Annotated in this window: 17 protein-coding genes; 8 read left to right on the top strand and 9 right to left on the bottom strand. The window is 35.5% G+C overall.

What is annotated here, in order from left to right; translation table 11 throughout:
• Positions 1-131 precede the first annotated feature (131 nt).
• From F564_RS0102610 to pncB, 3 genes are all read right to left on the bottom strand, one after another.
• Complete coding sequence (locus F564_RS0102610) at positions 132-548, bottom strand: SH3 domain-containing protein (RefSeq protein ID WP_028121237.1); 417 nt, start codon at positions 546-548, stop codon at positions 132-134.
• A gap of 2 nt (positions 549-550) precedes the next feature.
• The gene (locus tag F564_RS0102605) at positions 551-1,036 is read right to left on the bottom strand and encodes a BON domain-containing protein (protein WP_028121236.1); all 486 of its coding nucleotides are present in this window, start codon (positions 1,034-1,036) and stop codon (positions 551-553) included.
• Positions 1,037-1,276: 240 nt separating this feature from the next.
• Positions 1,277-2,452, bottom strand: a complete 1,176-nt coding sequence (pncB, locus tag F564_RS0102600) for a nicotinate phosphoribosyltransferase (protein WP_028121235.1) — start codon at positions 2,450-2,452, stop codon at positions 1,277-1,279.
• Between the two features lie 253 nt (positions 2,453-2,705).
• Between pncB and F564_RS0102595 the strand changes: the two genes are divergently transcribed.
• Positions 2,706-3,038 carry a hypothetical protein gene (locus F564_RS0102595; RefSeq protein WP_028121234.1) on the top strand — a complete coding sequence of 111 codons (333 nt, stop codon included), beginning with the start codon at positions 2,706-2,708 and terminating at the stop codon, positions 3,036-3,038.
• Positions 3,039-3,139: 101 nt separating this feature from the next.
• Here F564_RS0102595 and F564_RS0102590 read toward each other — a convergent pair whose 3' ends face one another.
• The gene (locus tag F564_RS0102590) at positions 3,140-4,234 is read right to left on the bottom strand and encodes a DUF3667 domain-containing protein (protein WP_028121233.1); all 1,095 of its coding nucleotides are present in this window, start codon (positions 4,232-4,234) and stop codon (positions 3,140-3,142) included.
• A 360-nt stretch (positions 4,235-4,594) separates the two neighbouring features.
• Here F564_RS0102590 and rplM point away from each other — a divergent pair, with 360 nt between their 5' ends.
• The 3 genes from rplM to rpsB all read left to right on the top strand — a co-directional run bounded on the left by rplM (position 4,595) and on the right by rpsB (position 6,408).
• Entirely contained in the window at positions 4,595-5,050 is a 456-nt protein-coding gene (rplM, locus tag F564_RS0102585) for a 50S ribosomal protein L13 (RefSeq protein WP_028121232.1), read from the top strand.
• A gap of 5 nt (positions 5,051-5,055) precedes the next feature.
• A complete protein-coding gene (gene rpsI / locus F564_RS0102580; RefSeq protein WP_028121231.1) occupies positions 5,056-5,442 on the top strand; it encodes a 30S ribosomal protein S9 in 387 nt (128 codons plus the stop codon).
• A gap of 204 nt (positions 5,443-5,646) precedes the next feature.
• The gene (gene rpsB / locus F564_RS0102575) at positions 5,647-6,408 is read left to right on the top strand and encodes a 30S ribosomal protein S2 (RefSeq protein WP_028121230.1); all 762 of its coding nucleotides are present in this window, start codon (positions 5,647-5,649) and stop codon (positions 6,406-6,408) included.
• A gap of 479 nt (positions 6,409-6,887) precedes the next feature.
• Here the strand turns inward: rpsB and F564_RS0102565 are convergent, their stop codons facing one another.
• Entirely contained in the window at positions 6,888-7,844 is a 957-nt protein-coding gene (locus F564_RS0102565) for an acetyl-CoA carboxylase carboxyltransferase subunit alpha (protein ID WP_028121228.1), read from the bottom strand.
• A 64-nt stretch (positions 7,845-7,908) separates the two neighbouring features.
• Complete coding sequence (gltX, locus tag F564_RS0102560) at positions 7,909-9,417, bottom strand: glutamate--tRNA ligase (protein WP_028121227.1); 1,509 nt, start codon at positions 9,415-9,417, stop codon at positions 7,909-7,911.
• 135 nt (positions 9,418-9,552) lie between these two features.
• Between gltX and F564_RS0102555 the strand changes: the two genes are divergently transcribed.
• The 3 genes from F564_RS0102555 (at position 9,553) to F564_RS0102540 (ending at position 12,718) form a co-directional block, all read left to right on the top strand.
• Positions 9,553-9,897, top strand: coding sequence for a phosphomannose isomerase type II C-terminal cupin domain (locus tag F564_RS0102555; RefSeq protein WP_028121226.1), 345 nt, complete (start codon positions 9,553-9,555; stop codon positions 9,895-9,897).
• A gap of 849 nt (positions 9,898-10,746) precedes the next feature.
• Positions 10,747-11,868 carry a glycosyltransferase family 4 protein gene (locus F564_RS0102545; protein ID WP_028121225.1) on the top strand — a complete coding sequence of 374 codons (1,122 nt, stop codon included), beginning with the start codon at positions 10,747-10,749 and terminating at the stop codon, positions 11,866-11,868.
• Between the two features lie 13 nt (positions 11,869-11,881).
• A complete protein-coding gene (locus F564_RS0102540; RefSeq protein WP_028121224.1) occupies positions 11,882-12,718 on the top strand; it encodes a glycosyltransferase family 2 protein in 837 nt (278 codons plus the stop codon).
• Positions 12,719-12,798: 80 nt separating this feature from the next.
• Here the strand turns inward: F564_RS0102540 and F564_RS18585 are convergent, their stop codons facing one another.
• Complete coding sequence (locus tag F564_RS18585; protein WP_051259535.1) at positions 12,799-13,764, bottom strand: glycosyltransferase family 2 protein; 966 nt, start codon at positions 13,762-13,764, stop codon at positions 12,799-12,801.
• Positions 13,765-13,984: 220 nt separating this feature from the next.
• On the opposite strand from F564_RS18585, the gene F564_RS0102530 reads away from it, so the two are divergent.
• Positions 13,985-14,854: a hypothetical protein gene (locus tag F564_RS0102530; RefSeq protein ID WP_028121223.1), complete on the top strand. Its 870-nt coding sequence runs from the start codon at positions 13,985-13,987 to the stop codon at positions 14,852-14,854.
• A gap of 62 nt (positions 14,855-14,916) precedes the next feature.
• On the opposite strand, the gene F564_RS18580 is transcribed toward F564_RS0102530, so the two are convergent.
• The gene (locus tag F564_RS18580) at positions 14,917-15,696 is read right to left on the bottom strand and encodes a glycosyltransferase family 2 protein (RefSeq protein ID WP_051259534.1); all 780 of its coding nucleotides are present in this window, start codon (positions 15,694-15,696) and stop codon (positions 14,917-14,919) included.
• Between the two features lie 2 nt (positions 15,697-15,698).
• The gene (rocD, locus tag F564_RS0102520) at positions 15,699-16,949 is read right to left on the bottom strand and encodes an ornithine--oxo-acid transaminase (protein WP_028121222.1); all 1,251 of its coding nucleotides are present in this window, start codon (positions 16,947-16,949) and stop codon (positions 15,699-15,701) included.
• Positions 16,950-17,035: the final 86 nt, after the last annotated feature.

Below are 17,035 nucleotides of genomic sequence, written 5' to 3'. Positions count from 1 at the left end.
AAGTCGCACAAAGTCAAAGAGGATAAGTTGATGATGGAAGCCAATTAAATTGGAGCCCGATTTAAAGCTTAAAAACACAATAAAACCCCTGAAAAATCAGAGGTTTTATTATGATTTAAATGTTTTTGAAATTAAGCTTTCAAATATCTTGCATAAGCATAGCCTTCTTCGCCGTCAGCTGTTTTGATTTTCCACCAGTCGTCAGAAGATTGCTCAACCAAAGTTACTGTCTCGCCTTTTGCCGCTTTACCAACAACGGCCGCGTCTGTAGAAGGTTCCTGACGGATGTTAAGATTAGAATCTTCTGTCGCTACAGTTAAAGTAGCACCAGCAGCCAATCCTGAAACCTGAACGTCCACATTGATGTCGGTTGCTGTGTATGAAGGATCAATGGCGCCAAGAGCATTCCAAACAGAATCTTTAGAAGCACTGCTTGTTGCTTTTCCTGTGATGTATAAAACCCCATCCTGCTCCTGAACAGAAAGGCCAGAAAGTCCGGCAGACTGAGCTGCAGAAACTACACTTGCGTATTTATCTTGTAAGCTCATGATTATTTGACTGTTATTTTGTTATCGTATTTACCAATTTTCAAAGCATCTACAGACTCTTTTACTTTTCTGGCGTTGGCAGCAGTAGTCGTTCCTGTAAGGGTAAGCATTCCGCCCATATCTTCAGCTTTTACACCTGGGATGTCTTTCAGTGCGGTATTTACTTTGCTTAGAACCATCGCGTCTACAGCGTTTACTTCCACAGTTGGCGCTGTTACCAAAGGAGCTACAGTTGCCATGTCGTGAACATCTTTCACACCTTCTACTTTTTTCAATGCATCGATAGCGGCCTGTTTGTCAGCTTCCGTCGCGAAAACACCGCTTAGGTGCGCTTTTCCTTCTTTCACTTCAACGGAAGTTCCGGGATAAGAAGTCATTACTGTTGTTGCCTGTGATGTCAAATCTGCATCAGAGACTTTCTTTTTACAAGAAACAGCTGTCATAGAGACCATCAAGGCAAGAGCAGCGATTTTAATTGTTTTTCTCATAGTATAAATAATTTATTATGTGTTTTTTTAAGTCATAAAATTGATGCCAAAAGGATTTTTACTCATATTTCCGACATTGAAATTTTAAACTTTCACTTGTTGTAAATTTAATTTTTTTTTTCGATACAGGAATTAATTTTAAATAAAATTAACATTTTTATGATGAAGTGATAGCGCAAATAAAAAATGGGAACACAACATTAATTGTATTCCCATTTTTAAATGTGGAGGTTGCTATTATTACTTGATCCTCAAAAACTCCTTCGCCAACTCAATCATTTTTGGGTCGCCGGTGTATTTTCCTTTTTCGTCGGAGAGTTTAACGGTTGGGATCCATTCATTATTAATGGCTTTCACACTGATGAGTTTCATGACGATGTTCATTGGTTTGAGGCCTACATCATTCGTCAGGTTGGTTCCTATGCCGAAAGAAATCCCGATTCTACCTTTGCAGTAATTGGTGATTTCTTCCACTTTTTCAAGATTCAGTCCGTCTGAAAAAATGATGTATTTGAAAAGTGGATTGATGCCCTGTTTCTGATAATGGGCAATGGTTTTGTCTGCAAATTCCAAAGGGTCGCCGCTGTCGTGACGGACGCCGTCAAACAACTTCGCAAATTTTTTATCAAACTGCTGGAAGAAAACTTCCGTCGTGTAAGTGTCGGAAAGCGCAACGCCGAGATCACCACGGTAAACATCTACCCAATTTTCCAATGCGATAGAATTGGCCATTTTGAAACCAAATTCTGCCGCGTGGAACATAAACCACTCGTGGGCGTGGGTTCCTATGGGTTTTACTTTATAAAGCATAGCGAGGTGAACGTTGGAGGTTCCTGTAAAAGTGGATGTTTTATCCTGAATCAAAGCGTCCATTACCAATCTGTGGACTTTGTAAGAATGCCGTCTTCTAGTACCAAATTCTGCAAACGGAACACCAAGTTCTGTAAGATGCAAGGCTTTTTCCACCGTTTTTTCAATGACTGCTTCGTTGGTCTGCCGTTCCATATGATTCATCTCGTAATGCAGTTCGCTGATGAGCGCCAAAAGAGGAACTTCCCAAAGAATAGTTCTGTACCAAAGTCCTTCAACAGAAACTTTTAATTCGTTGCCGGATTGTTCGATTTTTACTTCAGACGGATCATAATGAAAACCTTCCAGAAAATCGAGATAGGGTAGAGCGAGATACGGACAGGTGACTTTGAGGTATTTTTTTTCGTCTTTGGTGAGTTTCAGTTCTGCCATCGCATTGACAGATTTTCTGAGTTCTTCTGCAAAACCTTCGGGAAACTCGTGTTTTCCGCGGTTGATGAATTCATATTTTACAATTTCGTTGGTAAAAAGTTTGACCACCGCATTTTGCATTGTGATTTTGTAAAAGTCGTTATCCAGAATAGAATTGAGCCGAACCTCGCGCATAAAAATATCGTTTACACAAATCTAAGAAATTTTGTTGAGGAGATTTTAATGAGGAAAAAAATAACACAAAGGCACAAAGGATTTATTATTAAAGTGCTTTGTTGTAAGGCACAAAGTTTTAACGTCATTAAAAACAAAAAAATCAAAAGATTTTCCTTGTGACTTAAAGCATTAAGAAGAAAAATACCTCTTTGTGCCTTTGTGTTTTCTCTTTATCATATTACAATCCTTACTTTTGCAAAAATGATTTGAAATGGTAAAAGCGCTGATGTATTTTGTAGTTGGAACGTTAATTAGTTTTTTCCTAAGACGGTTGACAGGAAGTCCGGTGGATTTTTGGGTAGAACTTTATGTAGCTTCTGCTTTTGGGATTGGTTGGGGACTGGCTTATTTTGTGGACCATCCGGATTGGCCTTTGCCGAAGAAAATGGGGATTTCCTTTATTGGGATTATTTTCCTCGTTGTTTTAGGATTACTGCGTTTTGATTTCGAAACGGCAATTTCTTCTATCATCAAGTTCTCTACCGTTTTCGTAGCTTATTATATGATTGCAAGTTTCCGGGAAAGCAAATCGTTGAGGTATTAAGTGGCTGATAGCATTTAGCTTTTGGCAATTTGCTTTCAAGTCGATACTTGAAATTTATACAAAAGCCAGACTTCTCAGGAAATCTGGCCTTTTTTTGTTGTTTAATGGATCATCAGGAAGCTTATTAATGCAAGTCCACAAACTAAAAACAAAAATCCAATAAAGTTAATCGAGAATAGAATGAAGCCTATTATTAGGCTCACAAATCCGTGCGAGTGGTAGACTCTATGGTGTGCAATAAAGAAATAAACGCCGCTGTAGAGAACCATCCCTGTCATTACCAAGTATAATATCCAATTGATGGCACCAATAGGTATGGCTTCGGTTAATTTATTTAGGAACGAAAAAATTAAAATGTTGAGTAAAAGGAAAGAAAAATAATGAAGGGTGAAAATCCCGTGATCAAAATACCACCATTTCTTCTTATTATGGAATATCCACAAAAAGAATGCAAAAACCGGAAGGTAGATAAACAGGGCTTTTGGAAGATTGTGGAAAGAATTTTCAAATAGTTTTTTCAAAATATCACCTTTCTTCACACCTTGTTCCTTCAGTTCAAAATATTTGTGTGCAAACGGTACATTGATAAAATCAAAGGACGAAGGGTTTTTTGCAGCGGCAGAATCAAAAGATTTTCGGTTGTTGTATCCCGAGACTTTTATGTCATCATCTAGTGACTTGTTCATATCGAATGTTCCCTCTATCTCATTAATCTTGGCAGAATCCTTGAGAGCCGCGTCTAGTTTACTGATATATAAACGGTCTGCATCATCTAATTTTTCTTTGGCTCTGGCCTCACTGATTGCTTTCTGGATCTCTGTAATTTTGTTTTTCTGAGGTAATATTTTAGACGTTCCCTTTCCTTGGAAGTTGACCTCAAATGGCGGAAATAAAGCAAACAGAAAAAAGGTAATGAAACTGACAAAAATATACAGCTTCACAGGCGGTACAAATTTTTGCCTTTTTCCTTCCATATAAGTATTCGTAAGTTTTCCAGGTTTTAAGAGTAGATTCTTGAGTGTTCCCCAGAATTGGCCGTCGTAATGCGTGAAGTCTTCTACAAAATGAGTGAAGAGGTAATGGAAAGGCTGTCTGGTTTGGGTGTTTTGCTGTCCGCAGTTGGGGCAGTATTTTTCCTCAACCAGATGTCCGCAATTCAGACAGTCTTTTTCTTCTCTCAGTTTTCCGTGGCTCATTGTATAGATTTTCCTCAAAAATATAAAAAAGCAGACTTATAATTTGCTTATTAGTGTTAGCTTTTTGCAATTGGCTGTTAATTCAACGCTTTTTATTAAGAATAATTGATTATTACATTCTAATACATAAATGCTGAAGTGATATTTAATATTAATTTTAGAATTTTAAATCGATAGGTACTTCATAAGTTCTCAGTTTTTAGACCAATATCATAAAGCTAATTACCATTAGCAAATTAATAACTCATTAATTATTAGAAAATTAAAATCTTTTTTTGAGGATAATTTTTCAGACAGAAAATAATTCCTATCTTTGCACACCCGTAAGGGAAAATTATGTTTAATCGTAAACGATAAATTGTGAATACATTAAGTTACAAAACAGTATCGGCAAACAAGGCTACAGCAAATAAAGAATGGGTTGTTGTAGACGCTGCTGGGCAACCGTTGGGAAGATTAGCTTCTACCGTTGCAAAGATTTTGAGAGGTAAGCACAAAACGAACTTCACACCTCACGCAGATTGCGGAGACAATGTGATCGTTTTGAACGCTGGGAAAGTGACACTTTCCGGAAACAAGTGGGCAGATAAAACTTACATCTGGCATACAGGATATCCTGGTGGTCAGAAGTTTATGACTGCTGAGGAGCTTAAGAAAAAAGACGAACTGAAAGTTTTGGAAAGATCCATCAAAGGGATGCTTCCTAAAAACAGACTAGGTTCTGCTTTGTTCAAAAACCTTTATTTATATGAAGGAACAGAACACAAACATGAAGCTCAGCAGCCTAAAGTAATCAATGTTAACGAATTCAAATAATTAATATGTCTACAGTACACAAAATCGGAAGAAGAAAAACTTCTGTTGCAAGAGTTTTTGTTAAGCCAGGAACTGGCGTTATTAGCATCAACGGTAAAGACGCTAAAACTTATTTCTGTACGGATGTTTTGGTTTATAAAGTGAATCAGCCATTTTTATTGACAGAAACTGTTGATCAGTATGATCTTAAAGTGAATGTTTTCGGAGGCGGGATTACTGGACAAGCTGAGGCTATCAGACTAGGCGTTTCTAGAGCATTATGCGCTATCAACGAAGAATTCCGTTTGCTTCTAAAGCCACACGGATTGCTTACCAGAGACGCAAGAATGGTTGAGAGAAAGAAATTCGGTCAGAAAAAAGCAAGAAAGAGATTCCAGTTCTCAAAACGTTAGAAAGCTTATGGCTATTGGCTTTTGGCAAGTAGCTTTAAAACATTTCTTAAAATTTTTTTTAATCCAATGCTGGAAAGCCAATTGCCATTTGCAAGAAGCCAACAGCAATATTGCCCGTTACGTTTAGCATCCAAACTTTACTCCCATCTAAAGTAAAGTTGATTGCAGAAAAGCGGAAAGTAAACTAACAAAAAACAAGAAAACATGGCAAAAGCAAATGTAAAAGACCTTTTAGAGGCTGGCGTACACTTCGGTCACATGACTAGAAAGTGGAATCCAAATATGGCTCCATACATTTTCATGGAGAAAAACGGTATTCACATCGTAGATTTACATAAAACAGCTGTTAAATTGGACGAGGCTTGCGTAGCTTTGGAAAAACTAACTTCTGCAGGTAAAAAAGTTCTTTTCGTGGCTACTAAAAAGCAAGCGAAAGAAGTAGTAGCAAAACACGCTGCAGAACTTAACATGCCTTATATTACAGAAAGATGGCCAGGTGGTATGCTTACAAACTTTGTAACTATCAGAAAAGCAGTTAAGAAAATGAACTCTATCGATAAAATGAAGAAAGATGGTACTTTCGAAACTTTATCTAAAAAAGAGAGACTACAAGTTGATCGTCAAAGAGCAAATCTTGAGAAAAACTTAGGTTCTATCTCAGACATGGTTCGTCTTCCTTCAGCTATTTTCGTAGTTGATATTATGAGAGAGCACATCGCGGTAACAGAAGCAAAAAAATTGGGTATCCCAGTTTTCGGTATCGTAGATACCAATTCAGATCCAAGAAAAGTGGATTTCGTAATCCCAGGAAATGATGATGCTTCCAAATCTATTGATATGTTGTTGAGCGTAGTTTCAGAATCTATCAAAGAAGGTTTATCTCAAAGAAAAGCAGACAAAGAAAAATCTAAAGAAGAAGGCGAAAAAGTTTCTGCAGATGCAGATGCTGATTTCGATGCGGAATAATCAAAAGATTTTCTCTAAAATAGAAAAGCGGTTTCAAATTTTTGAAACCGCTTTTTTTGTGATTATATCTCAAGGCATTGGTACGTGTACTAATTTGGGCAGCTTTTCCGCCTTCCGTTCCCGCTTTTTTTGCCAGCGCTTTTCCCCATCCAAAAAAGAGCTCCACTCAAGTCGGGCTGCAGCTTCGCAAGATTGAAACCATTTTACCTTTGAATTTCCATCAAAGAAAATACGCCGTTGGCGTAATATCTGTCTAATAGAAATGAACAATACAGAATTAGAACTCCCATAGGTGTTCAATCTTTTACAGTAATTTAATAACAAAATGGGATGAACTGTTGTTTATGAACTCAATATATGCCATTCAGCTAAAACTTAAACAAATAAAAAACCCTTTCAAAGTTTTTAAACTCTGAAAGGGTTGCATTCTATTAGATTTAAAGGACTTAAGCCAAAAGCTAAAAGCCATCAGCTGCATCTTACCCTTTGAATTCTCCCATCGCAATGAATTTTTCCTGACGGTCGTTTACTAACTTTTCTGGAGCTTGCTTGGATAGTGTTTTAATGTCTTTTAAAAGCACTTTCTTTACATTTTCATAAGTGGTTGCAGCATCGTAATGTGCGCCTCCTAATGGTTCTGGAATGATGCCGTCAATCAATTCCTGCTTCAGCATATCATCTGCTGTCAGTTTCATTGTTGTTGCTGCAGTTTCTTTGTATTCCCAACTTCTCCAAAGGATTGCAGAACAGTTTTCTGGTGAGATCACAGAATACCAGGTGTTCTCCATCATGTAGACTTTGTTTCCAACGCCAATTCCTAATGCGCCACCACTAGCACCTTCACCTATGATGACGGTGATGATTGGCACTTTAAGAGAGCACATCTCGAAGATGTTTCTGGCAATCGCTTCGCCTTGTCCGCGCTCCTCTGCTTCAAGACCAGGATAAGCGCCTGGCGTATCAATCAAAGTCACCACAGGAATGCTGAATTTCTCGGCCAATTTCATTAGTCGTAAGGCCTTTCTGTAACCTTCAGGATTCGACATTCCGAAACGTCTGTGTTGGCGTTCTTTGGTCGTTCTTCCTTTTTGAGTTCCGATCAGCATCACGGTATTACCGCTGATGCTGGCAATTCCGCCAATCATCGCAGGATCGTCACCGAAATTTCTGTCACCGTGAAGTTCCACAAAACTGCCTTCGTCTGCCAAACCATTGATGTAATCTAAGGTGTACGGTCTGTCCGGATGTCTTGATAACTGGACTCTTTGCCAAGGCGTCAGATTTCCGTATATTTTGGTCTTGGTTTCTTCTATTTTGGTTTTGATCTTTTTGCAGGATTCATCCACATCAATGCCGCTTTCTGTACCCAGTTGCACACATTTTTCGTATTGATCTATCAATTCCTTTACAGGTTGTTCAAATTCTAAATATTCCATGTTTTGTTTGGATTAAACCCTCAAAAATAATGTTTTTTTTATAAATCGATTTTGAAAAAGACAATTAATTTGAGCTAATTGCTTTTTCTATTCTTTTTAAAGTTTCTTCTTTGCCGATAATGTTCATAATGTCTGGAACGTCAGGTCCTTTCAGTTCTCCAACCAAGGCCAGACGAAGTGGCATCATTACTTTCCCCATTCCCAAAGAATGCTCTTCTGCAAAATGATGAATCGCTCCCTTCAAAGTTTCTGAATCAAATTCCGAAGTTTCCAATTTCGCTGAAAAATCTTTCAAGATTGAAGAAGTGGTATCGTTCCAGGCTTTCTTCAGAGCTTTTTCGTCGTAAGACGTAGGCGCTTCGAAGAAGAATGTTCCATCGTTGTAAATATCAATGACAAAAGTCGCTCTTTCTTTCATCAATGAAACGATTTTTAATAATTTGTTATCAGCAAGATCCAACGCTTTTACTTCTTCAACTTCTTTCAATAATTCTAAAACCTCTTCGTTTGATTTGGTCTTCAAATATTCCTGATTGAACCATTTGGCTTTTTGCGGATCGAATCTTGCGCCCGCTTTATGAACTTTATGAAGATCAAATTCCGCAATCATCTCGTCCATAGAAACGATTTCTCTGTCGTTTGCTGGTGTCCAACCGAGCAATGCTGTCATATTAATAAAAGCTTCCGGGAAATAGCCGGACTCTTTGTAACCTTTCCAGATCTCCTCACTTTCCGGATCTTTGAAATTCATCGGAAAAACGGGAAATCCGAATTTTGCGCCGTCTCTTTTGCTTAGTTTTCCTTTGCCTTCTGGTTTTAGGATTAGTGAAAGATGAGCAAATTCCGGTGCTTCCCAATTCATGGCTTCGTAAAGCAAAACGTGCAATGGCATAGACGGCAACCATTCTTCACCCCGGATCACGTGGGAAATTTTCATTTCAAAATCATCCACAACATTAGCGAAATGGTAAGTGGGCATTCCGTCATTTTTGATCAGAACCTTATCGTCCAAAGTATTGGTATTGACAGAGAAATTCCCTCTGATGATGTCCTGAAGATTCAATATCCTGTCAACCGGCATTTTGAAACGAACGACGTAAGGGACATTGGCATCCCGTAATTTCTGAACTTCTTCCTGAGAAAGAGAAATGCTGTTTTTGAGCTGTTGTCTTGTCTGATGATTGTAAGAGAAAACGTCACCTTTGGCTTCGAAGTCTTTACGGATTGCGTCCAATTCTTCCGGCGTATCAAAAGCGAGATACGCATAGTCTGTCGTTAAGATCTGTTCTTTATACCTGTCGTAGATGTCTCTTCTTTCGGATTGTCTGTAAGGCGCATACGGTCCGCCCACTCTCGGGCTTTCGTCTGGGATGATGCCGCACCATTCCAAAGAATTCATAATATAATCTTCGGCACCTTCTACATATCTTGCCGTATCTGTATCTTCTATTCTGAGAACGAACTCGCCGCCTTGATTTTTAGCAAAAAGATAATCATATAAAGCAGTTCGGACACCGCCTAAATGTAAAGCGCCTGTTGGGCTGGGTGCAAACCGCACTCTTACTTTTTTCATAATTAAAATTGATTTTTACAAGTCATTGCATGACTAAAAAATTGTGGTGCAAAATTAAGAAATTCTGAGCATTTTGCCTTTTGAATTTGGTAATTCTTTTCTGAAATAGTACTTTTGCTCATTAAAACAACAACGATGTTAGAAATAGGAGAAAGACCTTGGGGCAAATATTTTGTATTAGCAGATGAGCCTCATTACAAATTGAAAAGAATTGAAGTAAACCCAGGACAGAAACTGTCTTACCAATTCCATTACAAAAGACAGGAACAATGGACCATCATAGAAGGCAATGCAACCATTGTTTTGGATGGCGAGGAAATCCCGTTAGCTTACGGACAAAGTATTTTTATCCCGTTGGGCGCAAAACACAGAATCATGAATCTTAGCGATAAACCCGTTGTTTTCATAGAAGTACAGACAGGAACTTACTTTGGAGAAGATGATATTGTGAGGTTGGAGGATGAGTATGATAGAGAGTAAACTTTTATTTAATATAAAAAAAGGCAGCTCGATTTTGAGCTGCCAAATAATTTTATGCAAGAAATAATTTCTTTTAATATTAGATGTTATTGTTTCTTTTAACGATGTAATTTTATATTTAAAAATTAATCTTAATACTCTTACAATATCGTCTTTGATATAATTAAAATGTAATAGTTATGGATAATATATAGTTGCTTATACTGGAAACATGACGGACATCACTTAAATTAAACCTATATCTATTTGCAACATTGATGTCTGGTCTATATCTAAAAGTATTTCCTTGTGATAGGTATATTTGTCCTGTTGAGATATGTCTTATAAGTTCAGTATTAGGACCAATAGTATCTCCAAATGCAATAGAGGAAGTATTATATAGCATATTTTCATGTTTAAAAGGAAATAGGTAAATTTCGTTTCTTTTAAACACTTAAACGAAATATCTAAAATAGTGGAGGTTGATATTTCGAATTATTACAACGAAAACCTTCAAAAATCTATCATATTTCTAATAATGAAATTGGGAATATAGAAAATGTTTTTCTTGAAAATAAAGAACTTCTAAAGGAGTTATTGGAAACTAAAAACCAATTGATTGAGGTTTTGCGAGAGAAAAATGAAAATTAAATGCTAGAAAAAAATAATTCTAAAAAAGGCATCTGTTTTTTTTTTTTTTATTTATTGGAGAAAAATATCAAAAAAATATTTATAGAAAATCATCAGAAATTTTTCTGAAAAGTGTTTCTGAAACTAAATTTTTTTTAAAAAAAATAGTATTAAAAATATTTCTTATGACAACATTTTTAATTTCTTTGCAATTTTATGACTTTATGAAAAGGAATATCTATGAAAATACTATTAGATCCACAAATTTTTAATCAACAGACATACGGAGGAATATCAAGATATTACACGGAAGTGTTTTCTATTATTTCTAAGAAAAAGAATGTAGAAATTGTATTGCCACTCTATCAATCTGACAATGCTTATCTTAAAAATACGGATTTATTAATTGATAACAAACCTCTTAACTTCTTTTACAATATCCTATCTGCACTTAGAATCAGTACAAGATCGCTGAGAAAGAAAAAATCGGATCAACTACTCAATAAGATTTTTGAAGAGAATTCTTATGATTTGTTTGTGCCAACCTATTATCATCCTTATTTCTTAGATAAAATTCATGGTAAGCCTTTTGTTCTTACGGTCTATGATATGATTCATGAGCTGATGCCGCAATATTTTGAGAATGATCCTTATAATGTTGTTGAATTCAAATCAATATTGATTAAAAAAGCAACTAAAATAATAGCGGTATCTAACAATACAAAGAAAGATATTCTCAAATTTTATCCTCAGATCGAGCCTGATAAAATAGAAGTTATATACCACGGTAGTTCAATAAAAATTAAGCCCAATGTAAAAGTTAATTTGCCTGCTAGTTATATTTTATACGTGGGATCTCGTGCCAATTATAAAAATTTTAGATTTTTGGTTAGTGTGATGACTCCTTTGCTAAAAGCTAATCCCAAGTTAAATCTTGTTGCAGCAGGTGGAGGGGAGTTTATTGATGATGAAATGAAGTGGATTAAAAGTCTGTGTCTAGAAAAGCAGATAATTCAGAAGAGTTTTAAAGAAAATGAACTAGGATATTTTTATAAGAATGCTGAGTTATTTGTTTTCCCCTCATTGTATGAAGGGTTCGGTATTCCTGTTTTAGAAGCAATGGCGTCTGGTTGTCCAATTATTTTAACAAAGCACGGTTCATTTCCAGAAATTGCGGGAGAAGCAGGGATTTATTTTGATAGTAATTCAGAAGAAGATCTTAAAGATAAAATCCAAATGCTATTGGATAATAAAGAATTAAGACAGGAGTTTGTTAAAAAAGGATTAGAGCAAGTTAAAAAATACAATTGGAAAGATGCTGCAGAACAATGTTTGAAGGTGTATCAAGAAGCAATTTCCTAAAAATTTAAATACAATGTCAGTTAGATTAACAATCATTACCATCAATTACAATAATAAAGAAGGTTTGATAAAAACTTTTGAATCCATAAAAAAGCAGACTTGGTCTGATTTTGAATTTTTGGTTATTGATGGAGGGAGTACAGATGGATGTAAAGAGCTGATAGAAAGCAATAACCAAATTGATTATTGGGTTAGTGAAAAGGATTCTGGAGTTTATAACGCTATGAACAAAGGTATCAGGAAATCTACTGGAGAGTACATCATCTTTATGAATAGTGGTGATTTTTTTTATGATGAATATGTTCTGGAAAAAATACAAAATCAATTCGAGTCTAATATTGATATTTTATATGGAGATTCTGTTTTCTTTAATGATGAAGGTTATAGAAAAACGATAAAGGCGCCGGAAAATTTAACATTTGGTTTCTTTTATGATGGCGGTCTTAATCATCAGGCAGTCTTCATAAAAAGATCTTTATTCAGCGATTATTTTTTTTATAATGAAGCATATAAAATTTGTGCAGATTGGGAGTTTTTTATTGTCCTGATTTGTATTCACAATGTTTCACACAAGTATTTGGAGACCAAAATTTGTTATTATGATTTTTCAGGTATTTCTGCAAAGGTGGAAAACCTGCCTATTTATATACAAGAACGGGAGACAACGCTTAACAAATATTTTCCGGCATTCCTAGAAGATGCAGAATTAGCTAAGGAAACTCGGGCAAAAAGAGTAAAGCAAGTTTTGCACATAAAAAAATATCCAGTAGCCTGGCGGATTTTTAAATGGATGATTAGTCTATTCCTATTATTTGTGCCAAGACTTAAAAGTAATGCTTTGCCTAAATAATTGATTTGCCTTAGATCTTTCAATTATGAAACCTGCATTGCAATTCAGGGAGATTTCCGAAAAAGGCGTAATAGATAGCATTATTTTGAAATTAATTTCGTGTATAAATTTGGATAGTAGTAATACAAACGCACGTAGAAATAGTATTCCAAACCGATATCTGCGATTGGATATTTAAGAAAAGATTTGAAAGACAGCCGCATTTTTTCCTTTTCAGTTTTCATTTCCTCTTTGTTGGTCTGCCGAAGAATCCGCTTGAGAACCATTAATAGTTTCCGAACGATGTTTTTTGTAATCTTTGGGTTTTTTTTGACTTCTGTCGTGCTTTGCCAAAATTTGAAAACATCCATGATCGATAAATAGAAATAGTAGGCAGTTTCAGGAGACAGATTGTGTGAAAGACTATCTTCGTGCTGTATGTAGTGATAAAGCTTCTTGTTCGATTTTACAACTTTTATCGCTTTATCAAAAATCTTGAATAGTGTTGAATAATCTTCAAAACATTTTATATTTTCAGGAAAGTTGACATTGTTAAAAAAAGAGAGTTTGTATAATTTACCCCAAGGGTGACTTTGTATGACATTATCTTCCAATAAAAGGGCTAAAGCTCTTTTTCCGTCAAAAACCATCTCTTCGGAAATAGGTTTGTTAAAAACAACATTTCCGTTCTCATCTTCGTAAGAAGCCTCTATAATAGAAATATCCGCATTTTCTTTAACAAGTGAATCATATAGCTCCGAACAATAGTCAGGTTCTACCCAATCATCAGAATCTACAAAACAAAGGTATTCACCTGTTGCTACTTTTACGCCTGTATTTCTAGCTTTGGAAACGCCTGCATTGTCTTGTTTACAAATTTTTATTCTTTCATCATTGCTTAGGAATTTTTCGTAGATTCTTGACGTTCCGTCGGTAGATCCATCATCAATAATAATAATTTCTAAGTTAATATAAGATTGCTGAATAACAGAATTAAGACATTTTTTCAAAGACCGTTCGGCATTATAACAAGGGATGATTAGACTTATCAGGGGATGATTATTCATGCTAATGATGTGGCTGAGAAAAATTTATCTTTTAAAAAATCGTTTATTTATAGACGAAACAAAGACTTTTATAGATAGCTATACTTGCCGTATTTTTTATGCTGCAATTTAATAAAAATATATCAAGCGAAAAAAAATTGAGATCTACAGGTTTTCACTAAATTTGACCTTATAAGAACACAATCTACCATTCTTCGGAAGGCTTTTAAATAAGAATTTTATGAATATTGTATATTTAGTATTTGGCAACAATTTGGATAACTACCAGCAAGTTTATTTTTCAATGTACACAGCCTTGTCTCGTAAAAACATTGAGGACAGAATTATCGTTGTTGCCGAAGATCCATTATTATTCAGCTCTTTTGAAGATAACATAGAAATAATACCAATCAGCCGGGATCTTATCATAGAATGGGAAGGAATATATAAATTTTTTTGGCGGGTAAAAATTAAAGCACTTCAGTTGGTTGCCCAAAAATATCCTTTGGATTCTATTCTATATTTAGATGGTGATACTTTTTTTTATCAGAATATGGATATGCTTCGTGATGGTTTGAAAAATGGACAAAATTATATGCATATAGAAGAAGGAAAACTATCCAGTCTATCTACAAAAACCGAAAAGTTGATGTGGAAACAGATGAATGGAAAAGTCTATAATAATATTAAAATAGATGAAAATTCTGCAATGTGGAATGCAGGACTCATTGGGGTTTCCAACAGACATTTCGATTGTTTGGAATTAACATTAGGAATTAATGATGCAATGTGCGCTGATGGTGTAACAAGAAGGCTAATAGAGCAGTTTGCTTTCTCCTTAGGACTGAATGAATATTCAGCATTACAGCCTGCTTATCAAGTCGTTGGGCATTATTGGGGGAATAAAAATGAATGGAACAGAATTATTGACCATTTTCTGAAAGAAATCTTTATGAAAAATTATTCTTTTCGCGAAATAGTAGAACGGGTGAAAGAAAAGGATCTTACTCAAATTCCCATACAGGTGAAGGAATCTAGTACTCAAAAAAAACTTAAAAACCTTATTGATAAGTTTTTTAAGAACAAAAAGCCAGTTTATGTAAAGACGTAAAATATGATTTTAAACTGAAGCTATTTTAGCCCAGTAGCTACTTCAATAGTCGGCATTTTTTTCTAATTGTTTTTAAATATATCAGTTGCTTTTAAATTCAGAGTTTTGTGAGTTTCATATACATATAAGCTTTGAAGGTAGCTGATTTTCAAGCCGTTCATGCCGTCTAAGAATCCCAACTTGAGAAAGTAAGTTTTGGAAAATTTAAAAATAACTTTGCTCCATTGTACAATGACCGAATATTTTTCTCCTTTCAATTGAAGTTCCTGTCCTTTCAGTTTTCCATAAGACAACATTTTATTTTTAAAACATTCGTAATTTTCAAAAGAATAATGGAGAAGCTTGTGTTTCAGAACTCCGGTAGTTCCATTGACTTTTAATGTTTCGTGAACCTTTTTGTTTTCCAGATAGTGTGCTTTTGATTTTCTGAACAAACGGAAATTTTTATCATTTTGAGTTCCGGAAAAATTTATTTTTTTCGTTCCTACAAAGAATGTTCTGTAAAAATAGTAAGCATCTTTTGCATTAGGATTTTTTACTGTTTCAATGATTTCTTCCCGTAGCTGAGACGTGATTCTTTCATCACCGTCCAAAAATAAAACCCAATCATTTTTGGCCGTATTTAGAGCTAAATTCCTCTGTTTTGTGAAATCCTCAAACGTATTCTGAAGGATTTTTACATTCGGGAATGTATTTGCAATTTCTAAAGTTTGATCTGTGCTGAAAGAATCGACAACAATAATCTCATCACAAAAGTCAAAACATTCAAGAACTTCCCGAATATTTTTTTCTTCATTAAAAGTGATGATGAGTCCGCTTACTTTTTCTTTCAGTTCTTGCATTTTTACTTTTCGAAATCCAAAACCGTTGTCTCAATAATTTTCACACAATCCAACAGTTGCTCTTCTGTAATCACTAAAGGCGGAGCTAATCTGATGATGTTACCATGAGTAGGTTTTGCAAGAAGCCCGTTTTCTTTCATCTTAACACAAAGATTCCAAGCTGTTTTGCTGTCGGGCGTATCGTTTATTAAGATCGCATTCAGCAGGCCTTTTCCGCGAACTTTTGTGATTAGGTCTGTTTTCTCAATTACTTTTTCGATCTCAGAACGGAAAAGCTTTCCTAATTCTTCGGATCTTTCGGATAAGTTTTCATTGGCAACCACATCCAAAGCGGCAATTGCAACCGCGCAGGCAATGGGATTCCCACCGAAAGTAGAACCGTGCTGGCCAGGTTTGATAACATTCATGATCTCGTCATTGGCTAGGACTGCAGAAACAGGATACATCCCACCAGAAAGGGCTTTTCCTAAAATCAAAATATCAGGTTGTACATCTTCGTGATGACAAGCAATTAATCTTCCGGTTCTTGCAATCCCGGTTTGAACTTCGTCTGCTATAAAAAGCACATTGTATTTTTTACAAATTTCGGAAGCAGTTTTTAAATAATTCTCGTCTGGAACATAAACACCAGCTTCACCTTGGATTGGTTCAACCAAAAATGCTGCAATATTCTGAGCATCATTTTTCAAAGTTTCCTCTAAGGCTTCAAGATCATTATAAGGAATTTTAACAAATCCCGGTGTGAAAGGTCCATAATTTTTATTAGCATCCGGATCATTTGAGAAAGAAACAATTGTCGTCGTTCTTCCATGGAAGTTATTTTCACAGACTACTATTTTTGCTGCATTTTCAGAAATTCCTTTGACTTCATAACTCCATTTTCTGGCCAGTTTTACCGCTGTTTCTACAGCTTCTGCGCCAGAATTCATAGGAAGAACTTTATCAAAACCAAATAAAGTAGTGATCTTTTTCTCATATTCTCCAAGATTTGAATTATAGAAAGCTCTCGACGTAAGTGCTAATTTTTTAGCCTGATTGACCAATGCTTCCACAATTTTTGGATGAGAATGCCCTTGATTCACAGCAGAGTAGGCGGAAAGAAAATCATAATATCTCTTACCTTCCACATCCCAGACAAAAACGCCTTCGCCACGATCCAAAACCACAGGGAGCGGATGGTAATTGTGTGCGCCATATTGATTTTCGAGGTCGATGAAGTATTGAGAATTTTTTTCCTGAACTGCTGTTGACATAAATTTAATTTTTGTAAAAATAATAAATTTGATGTCAATAGAAGCAAATAAAAATGCCTAACTTTTACAGTCAGGCATTTTAATCT

The organism is Epilithonimonas tenax DSM 16811, assembly GCF_000428485.1.
Classification (GTDB): Bacteria; Bacteroidota; Bacteroidia; order Flavobacteriales; family Weeksellaceae; genus Epilithonimonas; species Epilithonimonas tenax.
This window is presented reverse-complemented; position numbering and strand designations above follow the sequence as displayed.